Annotated in this window: 15 protein-coding genes; 8 read left to right on the forward strand and 7 right to left on the reverse strand. The window is 65.8% G+C overall.

The features are described 5' to 3' along the window. Positions 1-20 precede the first annotated feature (20 nt). The 6 genes from HV701_RS09910 (at position 21) to HV701_RS09935 (ending at position 5,356) form a co-directional block, all read left to right on the forward strand. Positions 21-758, forward strand: coding sequence for an SDR family NAD(P)-dependent oxidoreductase (locus tag HV701_RS09910; RefSeq protein WP_175132898.1), 738 nt, complete (start codon positions 21-23; stop codon positions 756-758). A 53-nt stretch (positions 759-811) separates the two neighbouring features. Further along, the gene (locus HV701_RS09915; RefSeq protein ID WP_006391465.1) at positions 812-1,030 is read left to right on the forward strand and encodes a tautomerase family protein; all 219 of its coding nucleotides are present in this window, start codon (positions 812-814) and stop codon (positions 1,028-1,030) included. A 302-nt stretch (positions 1,031-1,332) separates the two neighbouring features. Then, positions 1,333-2,769, forward strand: a complete 1,437-nt coding sequence (locus HV701_RS09920) for a cytochrome ubiquinol oxidase subunit I (RefSeq protein WP_175132899.1) — start codon at positions 1,333-1,335, stop codon at positions 2,767-2,769. 4 nt (positions 2,770-2,773) lie between these two features. Continuing rightward, positions 2,774-3,781, forward strand: coding sequence for a cytochrome d ubiquinol oxidase subunit II (cydB, locus tag HV701_RS09925; protein WP_175132900.1), 1,008 nt, complete (start codon positions 2,774-2,776; stop codon positions 3,779-3,781). Then, complete coding sequence (locus HV701_RS09930; protein ID WP_006391468.1) at positions 3,781-3,921, forward strand: DUF2474 family protein; 141 nt, start codon at positions 3,781-3,783, stop codon at positions 3,919-3,921. Before cydB ends, HV701_RS09930 begins: the two co-directional genes overlap by 1 nt. A 25-nt stretch (positions 3,922-3,946) precedes the next feature. After that, the gene (locus HV701_RS09935) at positions 3,947-5,356 is read left to right on the forward strand and encodes an aminotransferase-like domain-containing protein (protein ID WP_175132901.1); all 1,410 of its coding nucleotides are present in this window, start codon (positions 3,947-3,949) and stop codon (positions 5,354-5,356) included. 92 nt (positions 5,357-5,448) lie between these two features. On the opposite strand, the gene HV701_RS09940 is transcribed toward HV701_RS09935, so the two are convergent. The 7 genes from HV701_RS09940 to urtA are packed head-to-tail and all read right to left on the reverse strand — an operon-like array spanning position 5,449 to position 11,865. Beyond that, positions 5,449-5,781: a zinc ribbon domain-containing protein gene (locus HV701_RS09940; RefSeq protein WP_175132902.1), complete on the reverse strand. Its 333-nt coding sequence runs from the start codon at positions 5,779-5,781 to the stop codon at positions 5,449-5,451. 9 nt (positions 5,782-5,790) lie between these two features. Beyond that, positions 5,791-7,020 carry a formamidase gene (gene fmdA / locus HV701_RS09945; protein ID WP_175132903.1) on the reverse strand — a complete coding sequence of 410 codons (1,230 nt, stop codon included), beginning with the start codon at positions 7,018-7,020 and terminating at the stop codon, positions 5,791-5,793. 28 nt (positions 7,021-7,048) lie between these two features. Continuing rightward, a complete protein-coding gene (gene urtE / locus HV701_RS09950; protein WP_175132904.1) occupies positions 7,049-7,741 on the reverse strand; it encodes an urea ABC transporter ATP-binding subunit UrtE in 693 nt (230 codons plus the stop codon). A 14-nt stretch (positions 7,742-7,755) separates the two neighbouring features. Then, positions 7,756-8,499 carry an urea ABC transporter ATP-binding protein UrtD gene (gene urtD, locus HV701_RS09955; protein WP_175132905.1) on the reverse strand — a complete coding sequence of 248 codons (744 nt, stop codon included), beginning with the start codon at positions 8,497-8,499 and terminating at the stop codon, positions 7,756-7,758. Then, positions 8,496-9,617, reverse strand: coding sequence for an urea ABC transporter permease subunit UrtC (gene urtC / locus HV701_RS09960; RefSeq protein WP_175132906.1), 1,122 nt, complete (start codon positions 9,615-9,617; stop codon positions 8,496-8,498). The genes urtD and urtC overlap by 4 nt, the downstream gene beginning before the upstream one ends. A gap of 13 nt (positions 9,618-9,630) precedes the next feature. Next, complete coding sequence (urtB, locus tag HV701_RS09965; protein ID WP_175132907.1) at positions 9,631-10,548, reverse strand: urea ABC transporter permease subunit UrtB; 918 nt, start codon at positions 10,546-10,548, stop codon at positions 9,631-9,633. Between the two features lie 54 nt (positions 10,549-10,602). After that, positions 10,603-11,865 carry an urea ABC transporter substrate-binding protein gene (gene urtA / locus HV701_RS09970; RefSeq protein WP_175132908.1) on the reverse strand — a complete coding sequence of 421 codons (1,263 nt, stop codon included), beginning with the start codon at positions 11,863-11,865 and terminating at the stop codon, positions 10,603-10,605. A gap of 196 nt (positions 11,866-12,061) precedes the next feature. Here urtA and HV701_RS09975 point away from each other — a divergent pair, with 196 nt between their 5' ends. Next, positions 12,062-15,454, forward strand: coding sequence for a hybrid sensor histidine kinase/response regulator (locus tag HV701_RS09975; RefSeq protein WP_175132909.1), 3,393 nt, complete (start codon positions 12,062-12,064; stop codon positions 15,452-15,454). After that, positions 15,423-16,331, forward strand: coding sequence for a response regulator (locus HV701_RS09980; protein ID WP_175132910.1), 909 nt, complete (start codon positions 15,423-15,425; stop codon positions 16,329-16,331). Before HV701_RS09975 ends, HV701_RS09980 begins: the two co-directional genes overlap by 32 nt. The last annotated feature ends 66 nt before the right edge of the window (positions 16,332-16,397 follow it).

Consider the following 16,397-nt stretch of genomic DNA (forward strand, 5'->3'; position numbering starts at 1 on the left):
TCTTATCTCGGAGTCCACACATGTCCAAGCAAACCAAGACCATCATCGTGACCGGCGCCTCCAGCGGCATCGGCCTGGCCATCGCCCGCGCCTACCTGGAGCGCGGCGACAACGTGGTGGGCAATGCCCGCAGCGCCGAACGCCTGGCCCACGCCGCCCGCCAGTTGGGCAACCCGCCGCGCTTTCTGGGCGTGGCCGGCGACATCGGCCACCCCGACACCGCGCGCGCCCTGTTCGAACGCGCCACGCAGGCCTTCGGCAAGGTCGACGTGCTGGTCAACAATGCCGGCATCTTCATCGCCAAGCCGCTGGGCGAGTACACCACCGACGACGCCGACGCGCTGTTCAGCACCAACCTCAAGGGCTTTTTCTACCCGTCGCAGCAGGCCGCCGCGCACATGGCGGCGCACGGCGGCGGCCACATCGTCAACATCACCGCCAGCATCGCGCTGCAACCGCAGCAACAGGTGCCCGCGCTGCTGCCGGTCCTGGTCAAGGGCGGCCTGAACCAGGCCACCGAAGCGCTGGCGCTGGAACTGGCGCCGCACAACATCCGCGTCAACGCGGTCGCCCCGGGTATCATCGAGACGCCCATGCATGACGGCGGCGACACGGATTTCCTGGACCGCCTGTCGCCGTCCGGCCGCCGCGGCAACACCCGCGACGTGGTCGATGCGGTGCTGTACCTGACCGATTCGTCGTTCACGTCCGGCGCCATCCTGCCCGTCGATGGCGGCGCCGCGGCCGGTCGTTGGTAAGCCCTTTGACAAGCCCCGCCGGCGCGCGCGCCGGCCTACATCGAGGAATCCGCATGCCTTACATCAACATCCAGATCACCCGCGAAGGCGCCACACGCGAGCAGAAGGCCGAGCTGATCAAGGGCGCCACCGACCTGGTGGTCCGTGTGCTCGGCAAGGACCCGCAGGCCACGTTCGTGGTCATCGAGGAAGTCGACACCGACAGCTGGGGCGTGGCCGGCGAAACCGTCACGGCGCTGCGCCAGCGACAGCGCGCCGCGCAGGCAACCTGACGGGGCCCGCCGCCAGTTGCCCCTGCGCGGCGGCCGGATCGAGCGGCGCAGCCTCACCGCTGCGCCGTTTTTTTTGTAACGCCGTCATCTGCCCCCCTCATCGCATCCACCTCGTTTTCCCTATGGGAATCCGGATCGAGGCGTGACCGCCGCGCCAAACTGATCCGCTTTTTTCGTCGCCGTCTGAATCTGTACTGCACAGTGTCACGGACCTATTCTGGCGCGGCAGGCATCGGCCTGTCCGCGCGCGCCGCCCCTCGGCGGCAGGATCGCGCGGGCCTTGAAGTCAGGAATCACCCGCCATGGATAGCGACGCGCTACTACTTGCCCGGATACAGTTCGGGTTCACCATTTCCTTCCACATCCTCTTTCCGGCCATCACCATCGGCCTGGCCAGCTACCTGGCCGTGCTCGAAGGCTGCTGGCTGCGCACCCGCAACACCGTCTACCGCGACCTCTACCACTTCTGGACCAAGATCTTCGCCGTCAACTTCGGCATGGGCGTGGTGTCCGGCCTGGTGATGGCGTACCAGTTCGGCACCAACTGGAGCTTCTTTTCCGATTTCGCCGGCAGCATCACCGGCCCCCTGCTGGCCTACGAAGTGTTGACCGCGTTCTTCCTGGAAGCCGGCTTTCTGGGCGTGATGCTGTTCGGCTGGTCGCGCGTGGGCCCGGGCCTGCACTTCTTCTCGACCATCATGGTGGCGCTGGGCACGCTGGTCTCGGCCACCTGGATCCTGGCGTCCAACAGCTGGATGCAGACCCCCGCGGGTTACGAGATCCTGGACGGCCGCGTGGTGCCGACCGACTGGCTGGCGGTGATCTTCAACCCCTCGTTCCCCTACCGGCTGGCGCACATGGGTATCGCCGCGTTTCTGGCCACCGCGCTGATGGTGGGCGCGTCCGGCGCCTGGCATCTGCTGCGCGGCGACCGCGGCCCGGCCGTGAAGAAGATGTTCGCGATGGCGATGGCCATGCTGGCGATTTGCGCGCCGCTGCAGGCGCTGGTGGGCGACTTCCACGGCCTGAACACGCTCAGGCACCAGCCCGCCAAGATCGCCGCGATCGAAGGCCATTGGGACAACGAGCCCGGCGCGGGCGTGCCGCTGACCCTGTTCGGCATTCCCGACATGGCACGCGAGGAGACCCGCTACGCGCTCAACCTGCCGCGCCTGGGCAGCCTGATCCTCACGCACAGCTGGGACGGCCAGTTTCCCGGCCTGAAATCGTATCCGCCCGAGGACCGTCCCAACGCCACCGTGGTGTTCTGGTCATTCCGTGTCATGGCGGGCCTGGGCATGCTGATGATCCTGCTGGCCGGCTGGGCGCTGTGGGCGCGCTGGCGCGGCCGCCTGTACCAGTCGCGCGCGCTGCAACGCTTCGCGCTGTGGATGGGGCCGTCCGGCCTGGTGGCGATCCTGGCCGGCTGGTATGTCACCGAGATCGGCCGCCAGCCGTGGATCGTCTACGGCGTGATGCGCACGGCCGACGCCGCCACCCGCCACGGCCTGGGCGAATTGACGCTGACGCTGGCGCTGTTCGTGGCGGTGTACCTGTTCGTGTTCGGCGCCGGCGTGTCGTACATGCTGCGCCTGATCCGCATGGGCCCGACCCCGGCGCCCGGCCACGCGCCGCTGTCCGGCGGCCCGGGCGAGCCGCGCCAACCGTCGCGGCCGCTGTCGGCCGCGTCCACCTCGGCGGACGCGACGTCCGCCCAACCCGGATTCAAAGGAGCCTGACGCCATGGGCATCGACCTTGCATTGATATGGGCCGTCATCATCCTGTTCGGCGTGATGATGTACGTGGTGATGGATGGCTTCGACCTGGGCATCGGCATCCTCTTTCCCCTGGTCGCCGACGCCGAGGAGCGCGACGCCATGGTCAACACCGTCGCCCCCGTGTGGGACGGCAACGAGACCTGGCTGGTGCTGGGCGGCGCGGGGCTGTTGGCGGCGTTTCCGCTGGCCTACTCGGTGATCCTGAGCGCGCTGCACCTGCCGCTGGTGTTCATGCTGCTGGGGCTGATCTTTCGCGGCGTGGCGTTCGAGTTCCGCTTCAAGGCCGACCCGCGCCACCGCGCGCTGTGGGACCGCGCCTTCGTGCTGGGATCGCTGTGCGCCACCTTCTTCCAGGGCGTGACGCTGGGCGCCTACATCGAGGGCATCCCGATGGTCGGCCGCGCCTACCAGGGCGGGCCGTGGGACTGGATCAGCCCGTTCTCGCTGTTCACCGGCATGGGCCTGGTGGCGGCCTACGCGCTGCTGGGCTGCACCTGGCTCATCATGAAGACCGAAGGCCGCCTGCACCGCCACATGTGCGCGCTGGCGCGGCCGCTGACGCTGGCGCTGCTGGCGGTGATCGCCGCGATCAGCCTGTGGACGCCGCTGGCGCAGCCGCACATCGCGCAGCGCTGGTTCAGCCTGCCCAATATGTTCTGGTTCCTGCCGGTGCCGCTGCTGGTGGCGGCCGCCGGCATCGACCTGATGCGGCGCGTGCGCGGCACGCCCGGCGCGGGGCCGTTCGTGCTGGCGCTGTGCCTGGTTTTCCTGGGCTACAGCGGCCTGGGCATCAGCATCTGGCCCGCCGTGATCCCGCCCGACGTGTCGATCTGGACCGCGGCCGCGCCGCCGCAGAGCCTGGGCTTCGCGCTGGTCGGCGCGCTCGCCATCATTCCGATTATCCTGATGTATACCGCCTGGTCCTACTATGTGTTCCGCGGCAAGGTGCGCACCGGCGAGGCGTTTCACTGATGGCCGCGCCGACCTCCCTGCCTTCCTGGCGCAGCCGGTTGCTGTGGCTGCTGTTGATCTGGGCCGGCGGCGTGGCGGCGCTGGGCCTGGCCGCCGGCGCGCTGCGGCTGGTGATGCGCGCCATCGGCATGTCGACCTGAACCGCCGTACTCCCCGGCCCCCCTCATGAAACGCTACGAACGGCTGACCGAAGAAATCACCGCCTCGATCCTGTCAGGGCTGCTGCGGGCGGGCGACCGCCTGCCCTCGGTGCGCCAGACCAGCGCCAGCCGGGGCGTCAGCCCGTCGACGGTGTTCAAGGCCTACTACCTGCTGGAAGCGCGCGGCCTGATCCGCGCGCGCGACCGTTCCGGCTACTACGTGCTGCGCGACCCGCAGGCCGCGCTGCCCGAACCCGACGATCTGTCCAGCGCCGCCGCCGGCCGCCACCCGGTGGACGTCAGCGACAACGTGCTGCAGGTGCTCAACGCCACCTTGCGGCGCGATATGCTGCCGTTCGGCTCCGCGTTTCCCAGCCCATCGCTGCTGCCCTATGGCCGGCTGGCGCGCTTCATGGCGGCCACCGTGCAGCAACTGGACCCGTGGGGATCAATCGACGACCTCAGTCCCGGCGACGCTGCGCTGCGCCGCGCCATCGCCTTGCGCTACCTGGCCGACGGCCTGTCGGTGCCGGTGGACGACATCATCATCACCAACGGCGCGCTCGATGCGCTCAACTTGTGCCTGAGCGCGGTCACGCGGCCCGGCGACGCGGTGATCGTAGAATCGCCCACGTTCTACGCCGCCCTGCAATCGCTCGAACGCAACCAGCTGCACGCCATCGAAGTGGCCACGCATCCGCGCGAAGGCATCGACCTGCAGGCGCTGGAACAGGCCATCGTTCAGCACCAGCCGCGCGCCTGCTGGCTGATGACGACTTTCCAGAATCCGCTCGGCAGCCTGATGCCCGAGGCCAAGAAGGAGGCGCTGGTCAAGCTGCTGACGCGCCACGGCGTGGCGCTGATCGAGGACGACGTCTACGGTGAGCTGTATTTCGGCGCCAACCGGCCGCGGCCGGCCAAGGCCTTCGACACCGACGGCATGGTGATGCACTGCGCCTCGTTCTCGAAGACGCTGGCGCCGGGCTACCGCGTCGGCTGGGTCGCGGCCGGGCGCTACACCCGCGCCATCATGCGCAACAAGCTCACCACCAGCCTGGCCACCGCCGCGCCGACGCAGGCCGCCATCGCCGCCTACCTGGCGCAAGGCGGCTACGACCGCCACCTGCGCCAATTCCGCCAGACGCTGGCCCTGCAGCAGGGCGAAATGCTGCAAGCGGTGGCGCGCTACTTTCCCGAGGGCACGCGCGCCACGCGGCCGCTGGGCGGCTACTTCACCTGGGTCGAACTGCCCACGCGCATAGACACCCTGCGCCTGCACCGCGCGGCGCTCGGCCACGGCATCAGCATCGCGCCGGGGCCGCTGTTCTCGCCATCCGGCGCGTTCGGCAATTTCCTGCGGCTCAACTACGGGCATCCCTGGAACGACGCGATGGAACAGGGCATGGCGACATTGGGCAAACTGATGGCGACATGAATGGCGCGCGCGGCCGGCAATCCGCGACCGCGCCGCCGCCCTGCTCGGTCAGCCCCTCCCCTTTCGGAGCCGGCGACGATCGCGGCCCGCTTTCAGTGACTGATCATCCACGGCCGGGCGCCGGCGAAGGTCTTGCCGCCGTCGGCCGTCTGGCGTGTCCGGCCAGTGGCTTTGGCGCCCGAGCAGCAACCGCACCCCATGCCATGGCCGCCGCGGGTGCTGCGGGGCTCATGGGCGGCGCGTTCGTTGACGGCGCGGGCGCGGTTGATGGCCGAAGACAGCGCCGATACCGCCGGCGCGCCGCTGACGCAACGCTCGCAGGCGCTGCCGCAATCGGGGCACGGCGCGGGATCGCGCCATTGCGACAAGGGCCTGAGCACGGAGAACTCGCCGCAGTCCTGGCAGCGATAGTCATAGAGCGGCATGCCGGCTCCTCAAAGGTCTTTGGCGATGGGCATGTCCATGCCACGCTGTATCTGCGGCACCTCGCCCAGCGCATTCGGCTGGATGTCGATCTCGAAGATCTCGGTCGGCAGCCACAACGTGGCGCAGGCGTTGGGAATGTCCACCACGCCGCTGATATGGCCCTGCACCGGCGCCGTGCCCAATATCGAGTACGCCTGCGCGCCCGAATAGCCGAACTTCTTCAGATATTCGATGGCATTCAGGCAGGCCTGGCGATAGGCGATGTGCACGTCCAGATAGTGCTGCTTGCCGCCCTCATCGACCGAAATGCCTTCGAAGATCAGGTAGTCCTTGTAGTTGGGCGTGATGGGACTGGGCTTGAAGATGGGATTGCGGATGCCGTACTTGGCCATGCCGCCCTTGATGAGCGACACCCGCATATGCACCCAGCCAGCCATCTCGATGGCGCCGCAGAAGGTGATCTCGCCATCGCCCTGCGAGAAGTGCAGATCGCCCACGGACAGGCCGCCCCCTTTGACGTACACCGGGAAGAACACTCGGGAACCGCGCGACAGATCCTTGATGTCGCAGTTGCCGCCATGCTCGCGCGGCGGTACCGTGCGCGCGCCGGTGGCGGCGGCGCGATCGCGCTCAGCCCCCTTGAGCTTGCCCATGTGCGCCGTCTTGGGCGCCGGCGGATTGGCCAGGGGCGGAACGCGCTGCGGATCGCTGTCTATCAGCTTCTGTTCACGCTCGTTCCACTTGTCCAGCAGCGCCTGATCCGGCAGGCAGCCGATCAGGCCCGGATGGATCAGGCCGGCGAAGCGCACGCCGGGAATATGGCGCGAGGTCGTGAACATGCCTTCGAAATCCCAGATCGATTTCTGCGCCGAGGGAAAGTGCTCGGTCAAAAAACCGCCGCCGTTGTTCTTGCTGAAAAAACCATTGAAGCCCCACAGGCTCTCCTGCTTGGCGCCGATATCCAGCAGGTCCACCACCAACAGGTCGCCAGGCTCGGCGCCTTCGACACCGACCGGGCCGGACAGGAAGTGCACCGTGGACAAGTCCACATCGCGCACATCGGAGGCATCGTCATCGTTCTTGATCGCGCCGCCGGTCCAGTCGTAGGTTTCGAGCACGAAATCATCGCCCGGCCTGACCCACGTCGCCATGGGAATATCGGGATGCCAGCGATTGTGCACGCCTTCGTTTTCGTAGGGGGATTGGGCCAGATCGACCTTGATCAGGGTTTCGGGCATGTCATGCTCCTTTGAGATGGACAGCGACTTAGACAGACAGGTATTTGCTGATCGTCTGCTCGTCAACGCGCTCGCGCGGGTCTTCGTGCACGAAGCGGCCCTTGTCGATCACGATGAGCCGGTCGGCGATCTGCATGGTGAAACTCAAGACTTGTTCGGACACCACAATCGCCAGATGGCGCAGCTTGCGGATCTCCAGCAGACTGCGGGCGATGTCCTTGATGATGGACGGCTGGATCCCCTCGGTGGGCTCGTCCAGCAGCAGCACGCGCGGATTGGTGACCAGCGCGCGGGCGATGGCGAGCTGCTGTTGCTGCCCGCCCGACAGATCGCCGCCACGCCGGCCGCGCATGTCGTGCAACACCGGGAACAGGGCATAGATGTCCTCCGGAATGGTGTTGCGCAGCGCCCGCCCGCGCATACCGGTGCGGATGTTCTCTTCGACGGTCAGCGTCGGGAAGATCATGCGGCCCTGCGGCACGTAAGCCACCCCACTGCGCACGCGCTGATGGCTCTCCAGGCGTTCGAGCGCCTTGCCGTCCAGCGAGATCGAGCCGTGCATGGCGGGCAGCATGCCCATCATGGTTTTGAAGAGCGTGGTCTTGCCCATGCCGTTGCGGCCCATCACGGCGACGATTTCACCGGGAGCCACGGCAAGGTCGACACCGTGGATGACCTTGCTTTGGCCATAGCCTGAGACCAGGCCAGCGATATTGAACATACTGCCTCCTGGCCTCAGTGGCCGAGATAGACTTCAACCACGCGCGGGTCGGACTGCACCTTGTCCATGCTGCCCTCGGCCAATACCCGCCCCTGATGCAGCACCGTGACCTTGTGCGCGATGTTCTTGACGAACTCCATGTCATGCTCGATCACGATGAGCGACCGATTGCGGCTGATTCGATTGAGCAGGTCGGCGGTGCGTTCGCGCTCGGACACGCTCATGCCGGCCACCGGCTCGTCCAGCATCATCAGCTCGGGTTCCTGCATCAGCAGCATGCCGATCTCCAGCCATTGCTTCTGGCCATGCGAGAGCAGCTCTGCCGAGCGGTCGAGTTGATCGGCGAGAAAGATCTCCTCGGCCACCTGCTCGACCCGTTCGAGCACCGCCGGGCTGCGTCTGAAGGTCAGCGCGCCCAGCACGCTGCGCCCGGCCGGAAACGACACTTCCAGGTTTTCGCGGACGGACAGGGTTTCATAGATGGAGGGCGTCTGGAATTTGCGGCCGACCCCGGCGCGCACGATTTCATACTCGGCCAGGCCAGTCAGTTCCGTGTCCTTGAAGCGGATGGAGCCGGCGGTGGCCTTGGTGCGGCCGCAGATCAGATCCAGCAGCGTGGTCTTGCCGGCGCCATTGGGGCCGATGACCACGCGCAGCTCTCCCTGATCGACATACAGGTTGAGGTCGTTGACGGCGACAAAGCCGTTGAACGAGACGGTCAGGCCTTCGATGTACAACGCGAACGCTGAGGGGTTCATGCTGCCTCCGTGGCGCCATCGGCCTGACGGCGCAATGCCTTGCGTGCCTGGCGTTTCTGGGTGTATTGGTTGTACAGGCCGGCCAGCCCGTTGGGAAAGGCCATCACGACCGCAATGAACAGGCCGCCCATCAGGAACAGCCAGAGCTGCGGAAAACTCTCGGAGAAATAGCTCTTGCCGAAGTTGACCAGCAGCGTGCCGTAGACCGCCCCCAGCAGGGACAGGCGGCCGCCGACCGCGGCGAAGATGACCATTTCGATGGAGGGCACGATGCCCACGAACGAAGGCGACATGAAGCCGACCTGCAAGGTGAACATGGCTCCGCCTATGGCCGAGAAGACGGCGGCCACGCAGAAGACGAAGACCTTGAAGCTGGCGACGTCGTAGCCCGAGAAACGCACCCGTTCCTCTTTGTCGCGCATGGCCATCAACAGCTTGCCCAGTTTGGACGAGAGCAGGTAACGGCCGAACAGGATGCAGGCGAACAGCAGCGCGCCGTTGACGAAGTACAGGATCAGCCGGGCGCTGTCGGTGCGGATATCCCAGCCCAGCAGCGTCTTCAGATCAGTGATGCCATTGACGCCGCCGGTCCAGCCCTGCTGGCCGATGATGAGCACCGACAGGATCAGCGCCACGGCCTGCGTCACGATGGCGAAGTAGGTGTCGCCGACGCGGCGCTTGAACATGGCCACGCCCAGGATCAACGCCAGCAGGCAGGGCAGCACCGGCACCGCCATCAGGGTGAACCAGAAGCTCTTGAAGGGCACCCAGAACCACGGCAACGCGGTCAGCTGGTTCCAGTCCATGAAGTCCGGGATGCCGGGCGTGGACTGAATCCGGGTAGCCTCGGGCGTCGAGGCTTCCAGCTTCAGGAACATGGCCATGCAATAGCCGCCCAAGCCGAAGAACACTCCCTGGCCCAGGCTCAGGATGCCGCCATAGCCCCAGCACAGCACCAGGCCCAGCGCGACAAAGGCATAAGAAAGGTATTTGCCGACGAGATTGAGCCGGAAGACGTCCAGGCCCAGCGGAAACACCACAAAGAGCAGCAGCGCCAGAATCGCCAGCCCGGCCAGCCCTTCGCGCCCGCCCACGACGTTGCGAAAGAATTTCTGCATGATGCGCGGCCTCCTACTTGCGTACCTTGATGCTGAACAGGCCTTGCGGGCGCAGCATCAGAATGATCACGATGGCCGACAGTGTCAGCACCTTGGCCATCGAACCCGTCATGAAGAACTCCGAGATCGATTGGGTCTGCGCGATGACAAAAGCCGAGGCGATGGTGCCGAAAAGACTGGCCGCGCCGCCGAACACCACGGTCAGGAAGGTGTCGACGATATAGAGCGAGCCGCTGGTCGGACCGGTGGAACCGATGGTCGTGAAGGCCGCGCCGGCAATGCCGGCGATCCCGCAACCCAGCGAGAACGTCACGCGGTCCACGCGCTTCGTATCGATACCGACCGCGCCGCTCATGGCGCGGTTTTGCACCGTGGCGCGCACGTGCAGGCCCCAGGTCGACCGATACAAGGCCAAGAGCAGCGCGCCGGTCAGCAGAATGCTGATGGACATGACGAACAGGCCGTTGATGGGGATGTCCACGCCGTCCAGCGGTTGCCAGGAGCCCATCAGCCAGTCGGGCAGCGTGGGGCTGACTTCACGCGGGCCGAACAGCGAGCGCAGCGTTTGTTGCAGCACCAGCGACAGGCCCCAGGTCGCCAGCAGCGTATCCAGCGGCCGGCGGTAGAGATGGCGGATCATCAGCCACTCGACCAGCCAGCCCAGGCTGAAGGTCACGGCGAAGGCCAGCATGATGGCGACGAAGAAGTAGGCCGGCATCAGGCCGGGCGCGTATTGCTGGACCAGTTCGGAACAGAGATAGGTGCAGTAGGCGCCCACCGCCAGGAACTCGCCATGGGCCATATTGATGACGCCCATCTGGCCAAAGATGATCGCCAGGCCCAAGGCCATCAGCAAGAGCACGCTGAAGACCGACAGACCGTTGAAGCCCTGCATCAGCAGGATGGCCCCGAGATCGGAGAAGGATTCCATGAATGGCTCCCGGCAGTGGAAAGGGCGCCGCGCGCGGCGCCCGGATCGAGGTGATTACTGATAACCCTTGGGGAAGGGATCGGGTTTGATCAGCTCCGGGGTTTCGAAGATCACGTCGAACTGGCCATCCTTGCGAATCTGGCCGATGCGGGTCTTGCTCCACAGGTGGTGGTTGGGGTCGACCTTGACGTAGCCTTCGGGCGCTTCCTTGAATTCCAGCCCGGCCGAGGCGGCGACCACTTTGTCGACATCGAAGCTGCCGGCCTTCTCCACCGCCATCTTCCACAACCAGGGGCCCAGATAGGCCGCCTGGGTCACATCGCCGATGACGGCATTGGCGCCGTACTTGGCCTTGAAGGCCTCGACGAATTTCTTGTTGTTGGCGTTGTCCAGGCTCTGGAAGTACTTCATGCACGACCAGAAGCCTTCGGCGTTTTCACCGCCGATGCCCAGCAGCTCATCCTCGGTCACCGAGATGGTCAGGAGCTTTTGCTTGCCGCTGGTGACGCCGGCGGCCTTGAGCTGTTTGTAGAAGGACACATTGCTGCCGCCCACCACCACGGCGAAGACGACATCGGGCTTTTTCAGCTTGATCTTGTTGATCAGCGAGCCGAATTGCGTGTGGCCCAGCGGGTAGTATTCCTCGCCCACCACTTCGCCCTTGAGCACGTTCTCGATATGCTTGCGGGCGATCTTGTTCGAGGTGCGCGGCCAGATGTAATCGGAGCCGATCAGGTAGTAGGAGCGCGCCTTCTTCTCGCGCGCCAGCCAGTCCAGGCTGGACAGGATCTGCTGCGTGGCCTCCTGGCCGGTATAGAAGACGTTCTTGGACTGTTCCAGGCCTTCATAGAAGGTCGGGTAGTAGAGCAGGCCGTTTTCTTTCTCGAATACCGGCAGGACCGCCTTGCGCGAGGCCGAGGTCCAGCAGCCGAACACGGTGGCGACCTTGTCGCTGACCAGCAGTTTGCGGGCCTTTTCGGCAAAAGTCGGCCAGTCGGAGGCGCCGTCTTCCTGGATGATCTTGATCTTGCGGCCAAGGATGCCGCCCATGGCGTTGATCTGCTCGATGGCCAGACGCTCGGACTGAATCGACCCCGTTTCGCTGATGGCCATGGTGCCGGTCGCCGAGTGCAACTGGCCGACCGTGACTTCGGTGTCGGTAATGGCCAGGCCGGTGGTGTTGATGGCCGAGGTGGCCGGGGCGGCCGCGCGCGACAGCGCCGGTATGCCCAACAGCGGCAGGGAGGCAAAAGCCAAGGCCAGGCGCCGGCGCGAGGGCAGTTCCGGGGCAGTATCAAAAGGGGGTTTGCCAGACATCGATGACTCCTCAGTGGATCACGACCAGGGAAACCGAGCATGCGCGGCACATGCCGCAGCCCGGAGGGTGAGGGCATACTAGGGGCCTATGACGCAGTGCAACATACGTTGATTGACGTAGAGGCAGGCCAGCCCCCCCGGCGTTACAACGGCAACTACGTTCAATGACGTATCCCCTACCCCCCCGGAGCCCGATTTGTCAGCCAGCGCGCCTCAACGCATTGTCAAGATCCGCCGCGACTACAACACCTGGGTCGCCAATGAGACGCTGGAAGACTATGCCCTGCGTTTCACGCCGGTGTCGTTTCGCAAATGGTCGGAGTTCCGCGTCGCCAATACCGCTTTGGGGGCCGTGTCCTTCCTGGCGCTGGAAGCGATCGGCGGCGCGCTGGCGCTGAACTACGGCTTTGTGAATGCCTTCTGGGCCATCATTGCCGTGGCCCTGGTCACCTTCCTGACCGGCTTGCCGATCGCCTATTACGCCGCGCGCCATGGCCTGGACATGGATCTGCTGACGCGCGGGGCCGGCTTTGGCTATATCGGCTCGACCATCACTTCGCTGATCTACGCCTCCTTTACCTTTATCTTTTTTGCGCTGGAGGCGGCCATCATGGCGCTGGCCATCGAACTGGCCACTGGCTTGCCGCTGTCCATCGGCTATCTCCTGTGCGCCGTGGTCATCCTGCCCATGGTGGCTTATGGCATCACCTTCATCAGCCGGCTGCAGTCGTGGACGCAGCCGCTCTGGCTGGTGCTGCTGCTCCTGCCCTATGCCTTCATCGCCTTCCGCGATCCCGGAACGCTGGGGGAATTTCTGCGGTTTCCGGGCCATGACGGCCGGGGCGGCAGCTTCAACCTGCTGATGTTTGGCTCGGCGGTGGCGGTGGCCGCCTCGCTGGTGACGCAGATCGGTGAACAGGTCGACTTCCTGCGCTTTCTGCCCGAACGCACGGCGGCCAACCGCCGGCGCTGGTGGCTCGCCCTGGTCTGCGCGGGTCCGGGCTGGATCCTGCCGGGCGCGGCCAAGATCCTGGGCGGCGCCTTTCTGGCCTGGCTGGCTTTGTCGCTGGGCGCGCCGGCCGACAAAGCCGGCGACCCCACCCATATGTATCTGGCGGCCTATACCTATGTGGTCAGCGACCCCGCGCTCGCGCTGGCGCTGGTGACGGCCTTTGTGGTGGTCTCGCAGGTCAAGATCAATGTGACCAATGCCTATGCCGGCTCGCTGGCCTGGTCCAACTTCTTTGCCCGCATCACGCACAGCCATCCGGGCCGCGTGGTGTGGCTGGTGTTCAACGTGCTGATCGCCGTGGTCCTGATGGAGATGGGCGTGTTCGGCGCGCTGGAGCATGTGCTGGCAGTGTTCTCGCACGTTGCGCTGGCCTGGATCGGCGCGCTGGTGGCGGACCTGGTGATCAACAAGCCCCTGGGCCTGTCGCCGGACCGCATCGAGTTTCGCCGCGCCTATCTGTATGACATCAACCCGGTCGGGGTGGGCAGCATGCTGATCGCCATGACACTCGGCCTGCTGGCCTTTGCCGGCGTGTTTCCGGGCACCGCGGGCGCGCTGGCGCAGGCGTTGTCGCCCTTCGTGGCCTTGCTGGCGGCCTTTGTCTGCGCGCCGGTGATCGCCTGGCGCACGCGGGGACGCTACAACCTGGCGCGCACGCCGGTCGACGTCGCCGGATCGGATCACGTCTGTGTGATCTGCGCCAACCGTTTCGAACAGCCGGACATGGCCCATTGTCCGGCCTATAACGGCGCCATCTGTTCCTTGTGCTGCACGCTGGATGCGCGCTGCCAGGATCGCTGCAAACAGCAAGGCCGCTTGAAGGACCAGGTGCAGGCGGTGTTGGGCCGGCTGTTGCCGGCGCGTATCACGCCGCTGCTGCACAGCCGCCTGGGCCATTACCTCTTGATCGTGGCGGGGATGGGGACGCTGCTGGCCGGCATTCTGGGCTTGATCTACTACCAGGAGTACGCCAGTCACATGCGGGCCGGCCTGGACCCCTCGGGTCTGCGGCCCACCTTCTTCAAGCTGTATGCCGCCTTGTCGCTGATCGGCGGCGTAGCCGCCTGGTGGCTGGTGCTGGCGCATGAGAGCCGGCGCGTGGCGCAAGAGGAATCGGATCGCCAGACCCATCTGCTGCTGCGCGAAATCGAGGCGCACAAACAGACCGACGCGCAGTTGCAGCAGGCCAAGGAGGCGGCCGAAAGCGCCAATCTTGCCAAGAGCCGTTTCATGGGCGGCATGAGCCATGAGTTGCGCGCGCCCTTGAACAGCATCCTGGGTTACGCCCAGATTCTGCAGCGCGACCCGGCCTTGCCGCCGGCGCGGCGCGAGGCCATCGATGTGATTCACCGCAGCGGCAAGCATTTGATTGGCCTGATCGATGGCTTGCTGGACATTGCCCGCATCGAGGCGGGCAGGCTGAGGCTGGAGAACAGCGAACTGCGCCTGCCGGAGTTCCTGGAGCAGATCGTGCAGATGTTCCGGCCGCAGAGCGCGCTGAAAGGGCTGACCTTTTGCTACGAGGCGACGGAACTGCCATCCATCGTGCATATCGATGAGAAGCGGCTGCGGCAGATTCTGATCAATCTGTTGAGCAATGCGCTGAAGTTCACCTCGGCCGGGCGGGTGTCGATGCGCGTGAAGTCGGCGGCCGATATGGTGCTGTTCGAAGTGGAGGACAGCGGCCGGGGCATACCGGCCGAGGACCTGGAACGCATCTTTCTGCCCTTTGAACGCAGCTGGGCGGCGGCTGAGCAAGCCGATTCCGGCACCGGCCTGGGCCTGACCATCTGCCGCATGCTGACCGGCATCATGGGTGGCGAGTTGACGGTGCGCAGCGCGGTCGGCCGCGGCAGTGTGTTTACGCTCAAGCTGTTTTTGCCGGAGGTGCGTTCGCCGCGCAGCGATGCCCGACCCTCGGGGCTGGTAGTGGGCTATCGCGGAGAGCGGCTGCGGATCCTGACGGTGGATGATCAGCCTTCGCAGCGGCGCCTGGTGCGCGATCTGCTGGAGCCGCTGGGCTTTGAGGTGCATGAGGCGCCGCACGGCGCGGCTTGCCTGGCCTGCGTGCACACGCTGCGGCCGGCCCTGATATTGATGGACGTCTCGATGCCGGACATGACGGGATGGGAAGTGCTGCGGTGCTTGCGCGAAGCGGGCGTGGCCGTGCCCATTGTGATGCTGTCGGCCAATATCCTGGGGCTGGATCCGAAAGACCCGGCGCAGAGCGGGCATAACGCATTCATCGCCAAGCCGGTGATGTACGAAGACTTGCTCAACCAGCTCGGCAGTTTGCTCAAGCTGGACTGGCAGGTGGCCCAGGTGGAGGCGGCGCTGCCGGCGGGCGATCTGCACCGGGTGGCGCTGGAACGCGAGGATGCCGAGGCGCTGCTGGAACTGGGGGCCATGGGCTATATCAAGGGCATACAGGCCAAGCTGGAAGAAATACAGGGCCGCCGGGCCGAGGCGCGTGAGTTGACGGCGCACCTGCGGGCGCTGGCGGGCGAGTTTCAACTGAGTGAGTTCAATCAGGTGCTCAAACACCATGTACAGCGTCACCATGCCCACGCCCGATAAAAACCTCGTCATGCTGGTCGATGATGCGCCGGACAATCTGAAAATGCTCTCCACCGCGCTGGACGAGGCGGGTTATCAGGTGCTGGTGGCAACCGATGGCCAGTCGGCGATAGAACGGGTGGACTTCGTGGTGCCCGACATCGTGCTGCTCGATGCGGTGATGCCGGGGATGGATGGGTTCGAGACCTGCGCGCGCCTGAAGGCGCATCCGGCGGCGGGCCAGGTTCCGGTGGTGTTCATGACGGGCCTGACCGAGCCCGAGCACGTATTGAAAGGGTTCCGGGTGGGCGGCGTGGATTATGTGACCAAGCCGCTGGACCCGGATGTGGTGGTGGCCAGGCTGCAGACGCATCTGCGCAATGCGCGCAGCCTGTCGGCGGCCTTCGATGCAATCGATGCGGCGGCGCGTGCCGTGGTGGCGCTGGATGCGCGCGGGCGGCCGATCTGGAAGACCGGCAAGGCACGGCTCTGGTTGGCGGCGTATTTCGGGTGCGCGGAGGAGGCGGCGGAGCTGCCGGTGCCCTTGGCGGATTGGGTGGCGGGCAATCTGGCGGCCGGGCCGGCCGCCGCGCCCCTGGAGATCGTCGCCGCGCGGGGCCGCCTGACCTTGAGCCTGTCGGCATCGCGGCGCAGCGGCGAGACCTTGCTGCTGTTGCAGGAAACGGCGCCCCTGGCGCCGGCCTACGGCCTGACGCCGCGCGAGGCCGACGTGCTGCGCTGGTTGGCCAAGGGCAAGACCAATCGGGATATCGCCGAGATCCTGGGTATGGCGCCCCGCACGGTCAACAAGCATCTGGAACACATCTACGTCAAACTCGGCGTGGAAACCCGCGCGGCGGCGGCGGCGCTGGCGGTGCGGCAGGGGGAAACGTTCTGAAGCGCCGCGCGGCAGGTCGATGCCCGGCACGCGGATGACGACATGAAATCCGCGATATTGATACAG

The sequence above is a fragment of the Achromobacter pulmonis genome, from assembly GCF_902859765.1.
GTDB lineage: Bacteria > Pseudomonadota > Gammaproteobacteria > Burkholderiales > Burkholderiaceae_B > Achromobacter > Achromobacter pulmonis.